The 15,781-nt window shown below is 62.1% G+C and carries 15 protein-coding genes; 9 read left to right on the top strand and 6 right to left on the bottom strand.

Annotated elements, in window-relative coordinates:
- Window positions 1-184 precede the first annotated feature (184 nt).
- Complete coding sequence (xseA, locus tag R8871_RS13130) at window positions 185-1,564, bottom strand: exodeoxyribonuclease VII large subunit (protein WP_175050874.1); 1,380 nt, start codon at window positions 1,562-1,564, stop codon at window positions 185-187.
- A 566-nt stretch (window positions 1,565-2,130) separates the two neighbouring features.
- Here xseA and lpxK point away from each other — a divergent pair.
- The 5 genes from lpxK (at window position 2,131) to R8871_RS13105 (ending at window position 6,233) form a co-directional block, all read left to right on the top strand.
- Window positions 2,131-3,147 (top strand): tetraacyldisaccharide 4'-kinase, encoded by a 1,017-nt coding sequence (lpxK, locus tag R8871_RS13125; protein ID WP_175050873.1) that lies wholly within the window; start codon window positions 2,131-2,133, stop codon window positions 3,145-3,147.
- Entirely contained in the window at window positions 3,128-3,331 is a 204-nt protein-coding gene (locus R8871_RS13120) for a Trm112 family protein (protein ID WP_006050060.1), read from the top strand. The genes lpxK and R8871_RS13120 overlap by 20 nt, the downstream gene beginning before the upstream one ends.
- Before the next feature lie 182 nt (window positions 3,332-3,513).
- Window positions 3,514-4,314, top strand: coding sequence for a 3-deoxy-manno-octulosonate cytidylyltransferase (kdsB, locus tag R8871_RS13115; protein WP_175050872.1), 801 nt, complete (start codon window positions 3,514-3,516; stop codon window positions 4,312-4,314).
- A gap of 213 nt (window positions 4,315-4,527) precedes the next feature.
- The gene (gene adk / locus R8871_RS13110) at window positions 4,528-5,193 is read left to right on the top strand and encodes an adenylate kinase (RefSeq protein WP_175050871.1); all 666 of its coding nucleotides are present in this window, start codon (window positions 4,528-4,530) and stop codon (window positions 5,191-5,193) included.
- A 281-nt stretch (window positions 5,194-5,474) separates the two neighbouring features.
- Window positions 5,475-6,233 (top strand): 3-hydroxyacyl-CoA dehydrogenase, encoded by a 759-nt coding sequence (locus R8871_RS13105; RefSeq protein WP_175050870.1) that lies wholly within the window; start codon window positions 5,475-5,477, stop codon window positions 6,231-6,233.
- Between the two features lie 104 nt (window positions 6,234-6,337).
- Here the strand turns inward: R8871_RS13105 and R8871_RS13100 are convergent, their stop codons facing one another.
- Together R8871_RS13100 and murJ are read right to left on the bottom strand one after the other, a co-directional pair.
- Window positions 6,338-7,180 (bottom strand): SirB1 family protein, encoded by an 843-nt coding sequence (locus R8871_RS13100; RefSeq protein WP_175050869.1) that lies wholly within the window; start codon window positions 7,178-7,180, stop codon window positions 6,338-6,340.
- A gap of 5 nt (window positions 7,181-7,185) precedes the next feature.
- Entirely contained in the window at window positions 7,186-8,736 is a 1,551-nt protein-coding gene (murJ, locus tag R8871_RS13095) for a murein biosynthesis integral membrane protein MurJ (RefSeq protein ID WP_097390261.1), read from the bottom strand.
- 534 nt (window positions 8,737-9,270) lie between these two features.
- Between murJ and rpsT the strand changes: the two genes are divergently transcribed.
- Window positions 9,271-9,549 carry a 30S ribosomal protein S20 gene (gene rpsT / locus R8871_RS13090; protein ID WP_054034306.1) on the top strand — a complete coding sequence of 93 codons (279 nt, stop codon included), beginning with the start codon at window positions 9,271-9,273 and terminating at the stop codon, window positions 9,547-9,549.
- Between the two features lie 240 nt (window positions 9,550-9,789).
- On the opposite strand, the gene R8871_RS13085 is transcribed toward rpsT, so the two are convergent.
- Window positions 9,790-10,137: a DUF3579 domain-containing protein gene (locus R8871_RS13085; protein ID WP_097390262.1), complete on the bottom strand. Its 348-nt coding sequence runs from the start codon at window positions 10,135-10,137 to the stop codon at window positions 9,790-9,792.
- A gap of 437 nt (window positions 10,138-10,574) precedes the next feature.
- On the opposite strand from R8871_RS13085, the gene argF reads away from it, so the two are divergent.
- A complete protein-coding gene (gene argF / locus R8871_RS13080; protein WP_175050868.1) occupies window positions 10,575-11,504 on the top strand; it encodes an ornithine carbamoyltransferase in 930 nt (309 codons plus the stop codon).
- A gap of 239 nt (window positions 11,505-11,743) precedes the next feature.
- Window positions 11,744-12,970 carry an argininosuccinate synthase gene (locus R8871_RS13075; protein WP_175050867.1) on the top strand — a complete coding sequence of 409 codons (1,227 nt, stop codon included), beginning with the start codon at window positions 11,744-11,746 and terminating at the stop codon, window positions 12,968-12,970.
- A 230-nt stretch (window positions 12,971-13,200) separates the two neighbouring features.
- Here the strand turns inward: R8871_RS13075 and murB are convergent, their stop codons facing one another.
- Window positions 13,201-14,244, bottom strand: a complete 1,044-nt coding sequence (gene murB, locus R8871_RS13070; protein ID WP_175050866.1) for a UDP-N-acetylmuramate dehydrogenase — start codon at window positions 14,242-14,244, stop codon at window positions 13,201-13,203.
- A 184-nt stretch (window positions 14,245-14,428) separates the two neighbouring features.
- Here murB and R8871_RS13065 point away from each other — a divergent pair, with 184 nt between their 5' ends.
- A complete protein-coding gene (locus R8871_RS13065; protein WP_054034313.1) occupies window positions 14,429-14,914 on the top strand; it encodes a YajQ family cyclic di-GMP-binding protein in 486 nt (161 codons plus the stop codon).
- Between the two features lie 232 nt (window positions 14,915-15,146).
- On the opposite strand, the gene plsY is transcribed toward R8871_RS13065, so the two are convergent.
- Complete coding sequence (plsY, locus tag R8871_RS13060; protein WP_175050865.1) at window positions 15,147-15,767, bottom strand: glycerol-3-phosphate 1-O-acyltransferase PlsY; 621 nt, start codon at window positions 15,765-15,767, stop codon at window positions 15,147-15,149.
- Window positions 15,768-15,781: the final 14 nt, after the last annotated feature.

Genomic DNA, 15,781 nt, shown 5'->3' with positions numbered 1-15,781 from the left:
GTCTGCGGATAAGGCTTTAGAGCACTCGATTGTAGGCGAGTTGGAATAACCCCGCAAACCAACGGACTTTATGTCCGGCATCGGCGAACATGCCGCACACATAGCGTAATTAGTGCATTCGCACGGGCCGTGCCCGGTTCTCGCGACGGTCAAAAATGCGCTTTTGAGCGCCATCGGCGAAGTGTCAGAAACCGTCGGTCAGGCGCGGTTGCACGTCGGCGAGGGCAATGTCCGCCGCCCCTTCCGCGAGATGCACCGTCAGGCGCCGCCCCGGCTTCAGCGACGATGGCGCACGCACCGCGCGACCGCTCTGCGCGTCGAGCACGGCAGCATAGCCACGCTCCAGCGTGCGCTGCGGGCTCAGTACTTCGAGCCGCGCAGCCAGCGTGTCGATACGCGCGGACTGACGTTCATGCTGGCGTAACAATGCGGCGTCCAGACGCTGCGAGAGCATGCCGAGCTTTGCCTGATGCGCGGCGAGATCAGGCCGCCAGCGCTGCCAGCGCATCTGCAGCAGAGAAAACCGCGCTCGGGCGTCACGCACAGGGCGCGCGCCTGCCGATGCCAGCCGCACGCTCAATTGCTGCAAATGCGTACGCTGCCGCGCGAGCCGCTCGGCCGGCGACACGAGCCGGCGCGCCAGCCAGTCGAGTTGCTGTGCGCGCCGCTCCATCATGCGGCCGAAGCCACGAGCGAGCGTTGCATGCCGATGATCGAGCTCGCGCAGCAACAGCACGCGTTGCGGGCTGACGAGTTCGGCGGCGCCGGTGGGCGTGGGTGCGCGCACGTCGGCGGCGAAGTCGGCGATCGTGAAATCGGTTTCGTGACCCACGCCGCTCACCACCGGTATCGCGCTTTCGGCAATCGCACGCGCCAGCACTTCTTCGTTGAACGCCCACAGATCTTCAATCGAGCCGCCGCCGCGGCACACGATCAGCACATCGACTTCGCGGCGCGCGCTGGCGGCATCGACCATCGCGGCTACTTTGGCGCTGGCGCCTACGCCCTGCACCGGCGCCGGATAGACGATCACCGGAATATGCGGGGCGCGGCGCGACAAGGTGGTCAGGACGTCGCGCAATGCGGCCGCCTGTAACGACGTCACGATACCGATCGCCCGCGGATGGGCCGGCAAGGCGCGTTTGCGTTCGGCGGCAAAGAGGCCCTCGGCTTCAAGTTGCGCCTTCAGCCTGAGAAAGGCTTCGTAAAGACGGCCCTGCCCCGTGCGGCGCACCGCTTCCACATTCAGTTGCAACTCGCCGCGCGGCTCGTACATCGTCACCAGCGCGCGCACTTCGATGCGATCGCCTTCGCGCGGCGTGAACTCGGCGTATTGCGCACGACCGCGGAACATCACGCAGCGCATCTGCGCCTGCGCGTCCTTGATCGAGAAATACCAATGGCCGCTCGCGGCACGCGTGAAGTTCGACACTTCCCCGGACACCCAGACGAGCGGAAACGAGCGTTCGAGCATCGTGCCAATGGCTCGGTTGAGCGCGGAAACGGGGACGACAACTTCACCGCCGGGCGTAGCCGACGCGGAAAAAGGGCTTTCGGGATTCATGCGAGGAATATCGGTGACTGGCCGGACAGACGATAGACCGAGTGGCCATCGGCGTCCAGCACAGCAGACGAATTGTTAAAAGTGTCCACATGTCGGGAGCCATTAGACGAATGCCGCCAGATCGCCCGCCAGATCGCGTGAATTCGAAGCATGTCATTGATTTATATGGATTTTGCATCTCACTAAAGAGAACGATTACCGATACGGAGCGCTCAGCATGGCCTTCTCAGCCCGTTGACGGTCGGGTTCTCCACAAAGTTATCCACAGGCTGTGAGCCTCGTCCGGAACCGCCAATTGCCGCGCGGCACGAGGCGCGTGACTTGCCGGGCGGGACTTGCGCGCGCTAGAGTGGCGGGTTCGACGGCACACCGAACGCCCCGCGGCGCTCGCCATTGCGGCACACTGACTGCACACTGCGCGAGCGCATCGGAAATAACCGTTGCCTGACCTTTTCGCTTCACTTTTCGATTGTCCGGAGAACCGCGTTGATGCTTGCACCGCGTATTGCGCCTGGCGCTTCCATGCCGCCGTCCCGGCCCCTTTCGCCTGCTCTTGCGGCTTGCCGATGAGTGGACTGAGCGACCGTCTCGAAACACGCTTCGCGCGCGAGTGGCAGCAGCGTGGACCGCTTGCGTGGGCGCTGACGCCCTTCGCGTGCGTGTTCGGCGCGATTGCCGCCGCGCGCCGCGCCGCTTTCTCATTCGGCTGGCTGAAATCCGTGCGCATTGGCGTGCCGGTGGTAGTGGTCGGCAACGTGACCGTCGGCGGCACCGGCAAAACGCCAACCGTCATCGCCCTGGTCGAAGCCTTGCGCGCCGCCGGCTTTGAGCCCGGCGTGGTCTCGCGTGGCTATGGTGCGCGCGTCAAAGGACCGACGGCGGTTCTCGCGACGTCGGCGGCCAGCGTCGGCGGTGACGAGCCGCTGCTGATCGCGCGCCGCACCGGCGCGCCGGTGTGGGTTTGCCCGGATCGCGTCGCCGCCGCGCAGGCGCTGTGCGCGGCGCATCGCGAAGTCGACGTGATCGTCAGCGACGACGGCTTGCAGCACTACCGCCTCGAGCGCGACGCCGAACTGGTGGTTTTCGATCACCGGCTCGGCGGCAATGGCTTTCTGCTGCCGGCCGGTCCGTTGCGCGAGCCGCTGTCGCGCCATCGCGATGCGACGCTGATCAATGATCCGTACGCCCGCACGTTGCCCCCATGGCCGAACACGTTCGCGCTGCAACTTGCGCCCGCCGACGCCTGGCATCTCGACAACCCCGCTCTGCGCCGCCCGCTCGCGCAATTCAGCGGCGAGCGCGTGCTGGCGGCAGCCGGCATCGGCGCGCCGGAGCGTTTTTTCGCGACGCTGCGCGCGGCCGGCCTCACGCCCGCTACGCGCGCCTTGCCGGATCACTACGCGTTCGAGCGCAATCCTTTTGCGGACGTCGACGCGGACGCCATCCTGATAACTGAAAAGGATGCGGTAAAATTAGGGTCCTGGCGCGACGCGCGCATCTGGGTTGTCCCTGTCGAAGCCGCGCTCGATCATCGCCTCATTGCATTAGTTGTGGAGAAAGTCCGTGGACGCTCGCCTGCTTGAAATTCTCGTCTGCCCGATCTGCAAGGGCCCGCTCAGCTACGACCGTTCTGCGCAGGAACTGATCTGCAACGCGGATAAACTCGCCTATCCGATCCGCGACGGCATTCCCGTGATGCTGGTCGACGAAGCACGCCAGACCGTGGAAGGCACGCCGGTCGATCTGAATCCGGGCTCGGTAGCCTGAGTCGGCTTTTGCCCGACGCAGGGCGGATGCGGCGCGCGGCCATTCAACGCGCCGCGCGTGTCTAGTCCGCAATCGCCGCATTTGCCGTCTTCATTTGCCGTCTTGTTTGCCATCTTTCCCATCAACGCCCGCCTTGTACTTGCGAGCGCTTTCTTCCGGTTTCATCGCCGCTTGCCCTTCCGATGACCAACGCTAACGCCACCACTCCCCCGTTCATTGCCGTCGTGCCGGCCCGGCTCGCTTCGACGCGTCTGCCCAACAAGCCGCTCGCCGATATCGGCGGCAAGCCGATGGTGGTCCGGGTCGCCGAACGCGCACGCGAATCGGGCGCGCAGCAGGTGCTGATCGCCTCCGACGCGCAGACGGTGCTCGATGTAGCCCGCGAGCACGGTTTCGAAGCCGTGCTGACGCGCGCCGATCATCCGTCGGGCACCGACCGTCTCGCGGAAGTGGCGGCGCAGTTCGGCTGGAGCGACGAGACGATCGTGGTGAACGTTCAGGGCGACGAGCCGCTGATCGACCCGGCGCTCGTGCGCGGCGTGGCGTCGCACCTGGCTTCGAGCCATGGTTGCGCGATCGCCACCGCCGCCCATCCGATCACCGATCCTGCAGAAATTTTCAATCCGAACGTCGTCAAGGTTGTGCTCGACGCGCGCGACGTCGCGCTGTATTTTTCGCGCGCGCCGATTCCGTGGGCGCGCGACGCCTATCAGCCGCATTGGCCCGACGTGGCGTCGATTCCCACGCCGCCGGCGCCCGCCGTTGTCCATCGGCATATCGGCCTGTACGCGTATCGCGCGGGATTCCTGCGCTCGTATCCGGGTCTCGCGATCTCGCCGATCGAGCAGGTCGAAGCGCTCGAACAACTGCGTGCGATGTGGCATGGCGAGCGAATCGCCGTGCTCGTCACGCAGAATGCGCCGCTGCCCGGCGTCGACACGCCCGCCGATCTCGCGCGCGTGCAGGCTTTATTCGGGGCGTGAGCGGAAAAACCCATGGCATAATCGGACGGTTGTGCGCGCCTCCGTTTAAACGCGAGAGCCAGGGTTTGCCCGGTCGCACCGTTGTGGTCTTGCAGCGCCGTCGTGTTCGACGTGCTGCGCGAGATGCAAAACGGAAGCCGATGCGGGTCCCTCGACGAATCGCGGGATGGCTGCAGCGTCACCAAAGAATTCACATAGATCTGGAGATATCACATGCGTTTGATCCTTTTGGGTGCGCCCGGCGCGGGTAAGGGCACTCAGGCAACTTTCATCAAGGAAAAGTTCGGCATTCCGCAAATTTCCACCGGTGACATGCTGCGCGCCGCCGTTAAGGCAGGCACGCCGCTCGGCCTTGAAGCCAAGCGCTTCATGGATGCCGGCGAACTGGTCACAGACGAGCTGATCATCAACCTGGTGAAGGAACGCCTGCAAGAGTGCGATTGCGCGAACGGTTATCTGTTCGACGGTTTTCCGCGCACTATTCCGCAAGCTGAAGCCATGAAGCAGGCAGGCGTCGCGATCGACTACGTGCTGGAAATCGACGTGCCGTTCGACGAGATCATCGTGCGTATGAGCGGCCGCCGCTCGCACGCCGCGTCGGGCCGTACGTATCACGTCAAGTTCAACCCGCCGAAGGTTGAAGGTGTGGACGACGTGACGGGCGAGCCGCTGATCCAGCGCGACGACGACAAGGAAGAAACGGTCAAGAAACGCCTCGACGTGTACGTTGCGCAAACCAAGCCGCTGATCGAGTACTACAACAACTGGGCGCAAAACGGCGACCCGTCGACCCCGCTGACGGCCCCGCAATATCGCCGCATTTCGGGCCTCGGCTCGGTTGATGACATTCGCAACCGCGCGTTCGATGCGTTGAAGTAATCTCGCCTCTGCGTTTGCCGCTCGAAAAACCCGCCCATTCCGGCGGGTTTTTTTATTGCATGCGGCGTGGCTTTCGCGTCTCGTCAGGCTCCGTCATCCGCCATGCCCCGCATTGATTAGCCATCCGTAGCAGTTCAGCGGCACTATTGGTCTTCGACAGTGGCCCCATCCGGCCCGCATCCCTCGCCGCTTCGCTTTCCGCATTGCAGCATAGCCGTTACAATCGATCATCGAAAAGATATTCGATCGAGACATTACTGAACTGAAGCAAAGGAGAAGACATGGAGATTCGCGACAATGTATTCCTGATCACCGGCGGTGCATCGGGCCTTGGCGCGGCCACGGCGCGCCTTTTCGTCGAGAACGGCGGCAAGGTGGTGCTGGCCGATCTGAATCAGGATGCCGGTGAGGCGCTCGCGAAGGAACTCGGCGGCGTGTTCGTCAAGTGCGACGTGAGCCGGGAAGACGACGCCACGCAAGCGGTCGAAGCCGCCACGAAGCTCGGCACGCTGCGCGGTCTCGTCAATTGCGCGGGCGTTGCGCCCGCCATCAAGACGGTCGGTAAAGACGGCCCGCATCCGCTCGAGTCGTTCACGCGCACCATCTCCATCAATCTGATCGGCACCTTTAACATGATCCGGCTCGCCGCCGCGGCCATGTCGAAGAACGAACCGAATGCGAATGGCGAGCGTGGCGTGATCATCAACACGGCGTCGGTGGCCGCGTTTGACGGCCAGATCGGTCAAGCCGCTTATGCGGCCTCCAAGAGCGGCGTGGTCGGCATGACCTTGCCGATTGCCCGTGACCTGTCGCGCAACGCGATTCGCGTCATGACGATCGCCCCGGGCATCTTCGAAACGCCGATGCTGCTCGGCATGCCGCAGGAAGTGCAGGACGCACTCGGCGCGATGGTGCCGTTCCCCCCGCGTCTCGGCAAGCCGGCTGAGTACGCAATGCTGGCCAAGCAGATCTTCGACAATCCGATGCTCAACGGCGAAGTGATCCGTCTGGATGGCGCGATCCGGATGCAGCCGAAGTAAGGATGTTTCCGGCGCGCCGAGTTACGCGGCCGCGCCAATGAAAAACGCCTGCGCATGAGTCATGTGCAGGCGTTTCTGTTTTGAACGGCAGACTGGAGGCGGTATTAGTCGCGGTCGTCGTACTGGGTGCGTTGGCGCAGTTCATGCAACTGCGACTCCACCACCGTCGCGTCCTCTGCATCCGGCCGGTCGCCGAGATAGCGTTCAAGATCCTCGAGCGCGGGGCGCAGATAATCGAGCCGCGCATAGGCGAAACCGCGATCGCGCACTTCTTCGATACTGTCCGGCAGCAGGATCACGAGACGCTGCTGCACCGCCAGCAGACGCTGCCAGCGTTCCGTCTGAAGATAAGTGGACTTCAGATTGCGCAGCATGCGAGCGATGATTTCGCGGCGCGTAGCCGGTTGCAGCAACATGCGCAGCGCCCTGCTCACCGACTCGCCCGCCGACGCCACATACGGTTCCAGCATGTCCACCATCTGCGATTCGGACAGCGAGTGCCCGCTGGTCGGATCGAGCATCACGTCGCCGTCAGGCGTCGTGACGCGCAACAGAAAGTGACCTGGAAACGACACACCGCGCGCGGGAATGCCGATTTGCTCGGCCATCTCCAGATACAGCACCGCCAGCGAAATTGGAATGCCGCGGCGCCGCTTGAGCACCGCGTTCAGATGGCTGTTGTCGGGATCGTAATAATCGTTGAGGTTGCTGGCGAAACCCAGCTCACGGAAGAAAAAACGGTTGAGAATGCCGACCTTCTGCCTGATGTCGGCATCGTCCGGCATGCGGCGCTGCAAACGCAAAACCAGCTCATCGATCTCGGCCAGTGTGCCTTGCAAATCGAGATCGGGATAAGCGTCCTGCGCGAGCGAGAGCGCCGCCTCGGTCAGCGGCAGGCTGTCATCTTCGGCAACCAGCGTACTGAAATAGTCGAGAACTCGCGTCATCGTGATCACTTCACTCGCCTTTTGAAATACGCGTACTTGAAGCCCATCAGCCAAAGCATACCGAAATATAGCGCGGCGAACAGAACCAGGCACGCCCCCAGCAACACGATGCGGTCGACCGGCCGGTTATGCATGCCGATCCAGTCGAAGCTGATCGCAAGCCAATGCATCGTGCCGGCCAGCACCAGACAGGCGCCGAACAATTGCACGAAGAACTTTAACCAGCCGTTCGACGGCATGTAGATGCCACGCTTGCGCAGGCCGAGAAACAGGAACAGCGCGTTGACGCAAGCGCCCAACCCGACGCTCAGCGTGAGACCCGCATGCGCGAAGATCGGCACGAACAAATAGTTGCTCAGCTGCGTGACGATCAGCACGCCGATGCCGATCTTCACCGGCGTCTTGATGTCCTGTTTCGCGTAAAAACCGGGTGCGAGGATCTTGATGAGAATCAGGCCGATCAGGCCGATGCCGTAGGCCGACAGCGCGCGGCCAACCATCACCACGGAGTTGCCGTCGAACTTGCCGTAGTGAAACAGCGTCGCAGTGAGCGGCTGGGCGAAGAAGAACAGCGCGACGGCGCTCGGGGCGGCCAGCAGGAAAGTAACGCGCAGCCCCCAGTCGAGCAGCGACGAATACTCGTGCGGATCGGCGTCCACGTGCGCCTTCGAGAGGCTCGGCAGCAGGATCGTGCCGAGCGCGACGCCGAGCAGCGCGGTCGGAAACTCCATCAGCCGGTCGGCGTAATTGATCCAGGAGACGGCGCCCGGGCCGATGCGCGACGCAATATTGGTGTTGATGATCAGGCTGATCTGCGCGACCGACACGGCGAACATCGCCGGCACCATCTTCGACAGCACCCGCTTCACACCGCGATGCGCGAGCGCCTTCAGCGGATTCAGACCAATGCGCGGCAGCATGTCGATCTTTTTCAGACCGGGCAGTTGCACGATGAATTGCAGCACGCCGCCGGCGATCACCGCCCACGCAAGCGCGTAGACCGGCGTCTGCAGGCGCGGCGCGACAAACACCGCAGCGACGATGAAGGCGACGTTCAGCAGGACCGGGGCGAAAGCGGGCAGCGAAAAGTTCTTGTACGTGTTCAGCACGCCTGACGCCAGCGACGTCAGCGAGATGAAAATGATGTACGGGAACATGATGCGCGTCATCGTGACCGCGAGCGCATAGGCCTGGCCTTCATGCGCGAGCCCCGACGCGACGATGAACACCACGCCCGACGCTCCCACCACGCCGATCAGCGAGAGGATCGCGAGCGCCCAGGCCAGCACGGTCGAGGTCGCGTCGACGAGCGCCTTGGTGGCGTCGTGCCCTTGCTGGTTCTTGAATTCGGCCAGAATCGGCACGAAGGCCTGCGAGAACGCACCCTCGGCAGAAATGCGGCGTAGCAGATTGGGAATACGGAAGGCGACGTAAAACGCGTCAGTATATTGACTGGCGCCGAACGCGCGGGCGATCAGCGTTTCGCGGGCCAGTCCGGTCACGCGCGACAGCAGCGTGAAGCCGCTGACCGTCAGCAGGGCTCGGAATAGATTCATGGGGCGCTTATTATACGGGTGCCGCAGGTGCGGACGACGAGCCGGAACGCGAATCGGACCGATTTGCACCGTAGACGTTCGGTCGAACTAGCGGATCGGGCCGATTTTTGTTTGTTTTTGTTGTCCGCGACACGCGTTGCGTGCCTGGCCTGCCATCCGCTTATACGTTACAGCACGTTCGCCGGCACGCCCGCAGGCGGCCCCTTCCCTGTCAGGGCTAAAGGAATCCCAGACCTCGCCCGGTAACGCGGCCCACCGGAATTGGCGATTCCCCGTTGCCACGTGCCTGATTTTGTTGCTATAATCGCCGGTTTCGAAGCTCGCTCAATTTTCGGCCGGGGTTCAGGTCGGCGCCAAACCGCCCCTCCTATCCTCGAAACACGCCGGAACACGGGCCCGCCTTCGCGTAGTCCGATCGATTTTTTCGACACTTTTTGCGCTCTTGGGCAATCGCTTCCAAGAGTTCGATCTAAAAGCAGCACCTCACCACTTGAAGGTCAGGTACTGGAAACAGGAACAGGATAAGGAACCGTCATGGCTAACTCCGCACAAGCACGCAAGCGCGCCCGCCAGGCCGCCAAGGCAAACTCGCATAACTCGGCACTGCGCTCGAAGTTCCGCACGGCTATCAAGGCTGTCCGCAAGGCAATCGAAGCAGGCGACAAGGCTAAGGCCGTCGAGATCTTCCAGGCATCGTCGAAGACCATCGACATCATCGCCGACAAGAAAATCGTTCACAAGAACAAGGCAGCTCGTAACAAGAGCCGTCTGGCTGCAGCCCTCAAGGGTCTGCAAGCACCCGCAGCGCAGTAAATTCGGTCAGCCCGCTTCGGTGGGCTACCTCCTGTTTCCGCTGCTACAGAAAGGCTCGCTTCGGCGGGCTTTTTTGCTTGGTACCGATGGAATCGGATACTGACTCAGACCCGTTTGCTGATCAGCTAACTGCACTTCGAAGCCACCGCATTTGAACTGCCCGCCTTGAAGCCGATGCTTCAGGCGCAAAAAAACCCGCCACTGGCGGGTTTTTCTTTTGGCGATCCGGCAAAGTTCGCGCTAGATCACATGCCGCTTCTCTTGCGGCGTAGCGTGCTCGAGTTGCAACTCGCACGCCTCGGTCACGAGAAGGTCATTATCTTTCGCGAAGTTCAGGACGAAGTCGAAGGCCATCGGCTCGATGTCGCGCAAGCGCGAATCGAGAATCACGCATTTGAGGTCACCGATCATGGTGGGCCGGACATACAACGAGTATTGCATGTAAGCATTCGGCCCCCTGCCGCGCGGGCTGGGACCAAAGCACGCCATGACGCCCGCGAGCCGCTCCGACCAGTCACTCGGCCGAAACTTTTTTCCGGTCGACGTGATGCCCTGAATGAAATATTCGGTTGGAGCTGCTTCGGCCATGTAGGAATACCTGTGTGACTGCCCAGCGGGATGACGGCAAAGCTGACTACAAAGCGGCTTTGGGATGCCTGAACACGTTGGCCACGCCTGAATGGCGAGCTGCGCCGCCAGAAACCACGAAGGGCCAGACAAGCCGCCTCGGCGCTCATCTTGACGGCGCATCGCGACGAAACTTTCCGGAGTGCGCGAGCCGTGTCCCGCAAGCTTGATACCGGCCTGCTGGGCTTAGGGATAACCGGTAGATTATAGCGCAGCGGACCTTTTTCCGCAGCGCACACAAGCCTCGTTTGAGGGTTGCGAAAGGCTTTCAGACAGCTTGCCTGGCCTTTTGGCCGACTCGTCAAACGGGGCGAAATCCTTTATGCTGCATTGAGTTGCCACAAAAGACGGCGGCGCCGTCCGGCAATCCTGCCGGGTGAGACCGCCGTATTTGTTTCATGACCGCCAAGAAAATTCGCCACTACCTGCAGTTCAAGGATTTCTCGCTGGAAGACTACGAGTACGTGCTGGAACGCGCGCGCATTCTGAAACGCAAATTCAAGAACTACGAGACCTACCACCCGCTGCACGATCGCACGCTGGCGATGATCTTCGAGAAAAACTCGACTCGCACGCGCCTGTCGTTCGAAGCCGGCATCTTCCAGCTGGGCGGCCACGCCGTTTTCATGAGCACGCGCGACACGCAGCTCGGGCGCGGCGAGCCGATCGAAGACGCCGCGCAAGTGATCTCGCGCATGGTCGACATCATCATGATCCGTACGTTCGGCCAGGACATTCTCACGCGCTTTGCTGAGAATTCGCGCGTGCCGGTGATCAATGGGCTGACCAACGAATATCACCCGTGCCAGGTGCTGGCGGATATCTTCACGTATTTCGAACATCGCGGTCCGATTCGCGACAAGACCGTTGCGTGGGTCGGCGATGCGAACAACATGCTGTACACGTGGATCGAAGCCGCCCAGATTCTCGGTTTCAAACTGCGCCTGTCCACGCCGCCCGGCTACAAGCTCGACCACGCCATGGTCGCTGCTGAAAGCGCTCCGTTCTATCAGGAATTCGACGATCCGAACGAGGCCTGCGCGGGCGCCGATCTGGTCACCACAGACGTGTGGACCAGCATGGGCTTCGAGGCGGAAAACGAAGCCCGCAAGAAAGCCTTTGCAGACTGGTGCGTCGACGCCGAGATGATGGCGCGCGCCAATTCCGACGCATTGTTCATGCACTGCCTGCCCGCCCACCGCGGCGAGGAAGTCAGCGCGGAAGTGATCGACGGCCCGCAAAGCGTCGTATGGGACGAAGCGGAAAATCGTCTGCACGTGCAAAAGGCGTTGATGGAATACCTGCTGCTCGGCAAGCTGAATCACTAAGCGAGTCGGCGAGGCAGCACCTGCGTGAAGCGTGACGGGGCCTTGAATACGAGGCAAGGCATCCACGTCTAACGCCACGCATCGAGCCGGCGTCCGCAGATGCAAACGGAACCGGCTCACCCGCCGCACCACTCCAAAAACGCGGGCAAGCGGCGGTTTAGTGTCAAAATAGTGGTTTTCCGCGCTCCGGAACCGCCGGCGCGCCTTGTTTTCCAGCTTTCTCCAGCTACGAGTTCACCATGAGCGATATCAAGAAAGTCGTGCTCGCCTATTCGGGCGGCCTCGACACCTCCGTCATCCTGAAGTGGTTGCAGGACAATTACGACGCCGAAGTCGTCACGTTTACGGCCGACATCGGCCAGGGCGAAGAGCTGGAACCGGCGCGCAAGAAAGCCCTGCAACTCGGCATCAAGCAGGACAACATCTTCATCGAAGACCTGCGCGAAGAATTCGTGCGCGATTACGTGTTCCCGATGTTCCGCGCCAACACGATCTATGAAGGCGAATACCTGCTGGGCACGTCGATCGCGCGTCCGCTGATCGCCAAGCGTCAGATCGAAATCGCCCGCGCCACCGGCGCACAAGCGGTCTCGCACGGCGCAACCGGCAAGGGCAACGACCAGGTTCGTTTCGAACTCGGTTACTACGCGCTGGAACCGGGCATCAAGGTGATCGCACCGTGGCGCGAATGGGATCTGCTGTCGCGCGAAAAGCTGCTCGCGTACGCGGAAAAGGCCGGCATTCCGATCGAAATGAAGCACAAGCAAGGTGGCGCGCCGTATTCGATGGACGCGAACCTGCTGCACATCTCGTTCGAAGGCCGTCACCTGGAAGACCCGAAGGCCGAAGCCGAAGCCGATATGTGGCGTTGGACGGTGTCGCCGGAACAGGCGCCCGACCAGGCTGAATACCTCGACATCGAGTACGAACACGGCGACCCGGTCGCGATCAACGGCAAGCGTCTGTCGCCGGCTGACATGCTGACCGAGCTGAACCGCCTGGGCGGCAAGCACGGTATCGGCCGTCTGGACCTGGTCGAAAACCGTTACGTCGGCATGAAGTCGCGCGGCTGCTATGAAACGCCGGGCGGCACGATCATGCTGAAGGCGCACCGCGGTATCGAGTCGATTACGCTCGACCGCGAAGTGGCCCACCTGAAAGACGACCTGATGGCTCGTTACGCTTCGCTGATTTATAACGGCTACTGGTGGAGCCCGGAGCGTCGCGCAATTCAGGTGCTGATCGACCATACGCAAGAGAAGGTCAACGGCTGGGTGCGCGTGAAGCTGTACAAGGGCAGCGTGTCGGTTGTCGCGCGCGATTCGAAGGAAACGCTGTTCGACAAGACGATCGCTACGTTCGACGACGACGGCGGTGCGTACAACCAGGCCGACGCTGGCGGGTTTATCAAGCTGAACGCGTTGCGTATGCGGATTGCTGAGAACGCGCGTCGTCAGCGCGACTAAAAATGCGCGCTTCGGTGTGAAGGCTAATTTCGTGCAAGCGGAGCGAAGCTAAGCACCGAAACTGCAGCGCAGATGCGAAAAAAGGCGCCGGGAGGAAACTCCCGGCGCCTTTTTTCATTACGGCGTGCTGTGCACCCAATCGAACGACGGCAAACCGGCTTCAAGCCGCGCCCAATCGCTACGACGACAGCCAATCATCTACGCACGGTTTGCTCCGCCCCCTCACGCAATCACAAGCAAACCGGCTCTGCTTCAAGCTCAACCCCAAACCGCGCCAGCACATCGCGTTGAACGGCCTTTGCAAGCGCCAACACCTCAGCCCCGCTCGCCCCACCGCGATTGACCAGCACCAGCGCCTGCCGTTCATGCACGGCCGCGGCTCCCATCGCACGGCCTTTCCAGCCACATCGATCAATCAACCAGCCCGCCGCGAGCTTCACCCGGCCGTCCGGTTGCGGGTAAGACACGACCTCGGGCTCCTTGACTTTCAGCGCCTCGAACTGCGTTGCCTCGACGACCGGATTCTTGAAGAAACTCCCGGCGTTGCCCAGCTGGAGCGGATCGGGCAACTTGGCGCGCCGCACCGCGACTACCGCGTCGAAAATCGCCTGCGCACTCGGCGCGGCGGCATCGGCATGACCACCGGCAGCCAGTTCACGCGCGATATCCGCATAGCCGGCGCGTGGCTGCCAAACCTTCGGCAAACGGAAAGTGACTGACGTGATGACAAACCGGTCGCGCCCTTCCCGCTTGAAAAAGCTGTCGCGGTAGCCGAATCTGCACGCCTTTGCATCGAGCTCGACGACAGCGCCCGTTGCCAGCTCAACCGCCCGCAGCGACGCGAATCGCTCGCACATTTCCAGCCCGTAAGCGCCGATGTTCTGAATCGGCGCCGCCCCCACCGTGCCCGGAATCAGCGCGAGGTTCTCCAGCCCCGGGAGCCCTTGCGACAAAGTCCACGCGACAAAGTCATGCCATGGCTCGCCGGCTGCCGCCTCGACGTACCATGCATCATGGTCCTCGCGCACCATGCGGCGGCCTTGCAGCGCCACTAGCAGCACCAGTCCGGCGAAGTCGCCCGTCAGCACGACATTGCTGCCGCCGCCCAGCACCAGCCGCGGCAAGCCGGCAGTACGCGGATCGCGCACGGCCGCCATCAGTTGCGCTTCGTGCTCGATCCGGCACGCAAACTGCGCGCAAACATCGAAACCGAAGGTGTTGTGCGCCTTCAGCGGATAGCCGGCAATGAACGCGGCGGAGTCGGATCGGGACATCGGAATGAGAAGAATGGAACGGCCAGCTAAACGGCATCGGGCCCCGGCCGCACGACAATGCACGGCGGCCTTAGGCAAAAGGGAGTGGCGTCGGTAAAATGACGTCCGGTCCGTGATTATAGCGAGTGCCTCGTGAGCAGCCGACCGGCCGCGCCACGCACCGCAGCACTATTGGGAGAAAACAATGCCATCGTTTGACGTCGTCTGCGAAGCAGACATGATCGAAGTCAAGAACGCGATCGAGCAGTCCAACAAGGAAATTTCAACCCGCTTCGACTTCAAAGGGTCGGACGCGCGCGTCGAGCACAAGGAAAGCGAAATCACCGCCTACGCAGACGACGATTTCAAGCTCGGCCAGGTGAAAGACGTCCTGTTGTCGAAAATGGCCAAGCGCAATGTGGACGTGCGCTTTCTCGACTACGGCAAGATCGAGAAGATCGGCGGCGACAAGGTCAAGCAGATTATCAAGATCAAGAAGGGCGTGTCCGGCGATCTGTCGAAGAAAATCGTGCGCCTCGTGAAGGACAGCAAGATCAAGGTTCAGGCGAGCATTCAGGGCGACGCGGTGCGTATCACCGGCGGCAAGCGCGACGATCTGCAAAGCGTGATCGCGATGCTGCGCAAGGACGTGACCGACACTCCGCTCGACTTCAATAACTTCCGCGACTGAACGCGCGTCACGCTCAAGGCCGGGCGCGTGTTGCCGCTCGACAATGGGCGTGCGTTGAGACTCGGCAACGCGCCGCGTGGTGACTTAGCATCCCACTCCGCACCCGCACGGGCTGCATGCGCTCATGCACGTAGCCTTCGCCTTAGTGCGTACTTCGTGATGGCAATCAGGCACGCCGGCTAACACCCGGCCACGCACTACCCAAGTTCAAAGTTCATTACCACCCGCCGCGCTAGGCTGCCGCGTCGGGTTTCTTCTTCGCGCCGATGCGGCTTTCCTGACCGCGCATCAATTTGGCGATATTGCCGCGATGGCGCCAGACCAGCAGCGAACTCATCACCACAATCGCCAGCGCGATGATATGCGGCCCGAACAGAAAGCCGTCGAAGATCGGTGCAAACACCGCCGCGGCCAGTGCCGCCAGCGAAGAATAGCGCGTGAAGAACGCCACGATCAGCCACGTCAGCAAGGTGGCCACGCCAAGGATCGGGTTGATCGCGAGCAGCACGCCAGCCGCAGTCGCCACGCCCTTGCCGCCCTTGAAGCGGAAGAAGATCGGATACAGGTGGCCGAGAAACACAGCAATGGATGCAATCGCAACCGACGTATCGTCGAGCCCGTAACGCGCGCCGAAGTGCACCACGAACCACACCGGCAGCCATCCTTTGAAGGCATCGCCGATCAGGGTGAGAATCGCGGCCTTCTTGCTGCCGCTGCGCAGCACGTTGGTGGCGCCCGGGTTGCCCGAGCCGTACGAGCGCGGGTCGTCCAGCCCCATGGCGGCGCTCACGATCACGGCAAACGACACCGAGCCGATCAGGTAGGCAACGACAGCAACGATCAGGTTTTGCATCTGGGACTCTTATA

The organism is Paraburkholderia sediminicola (assembly GCF_902859805.1).
Lineage (GTDB): Bacteria > Pseudomonadota > Gammaproteobacteria > Burkholderiales > Burkholderiaceae > Paraburkholderia > Paraburkholderia sediminicola.
This window is presented reverse-complemented; position numbering and strand designations above follow the sequence as displayed.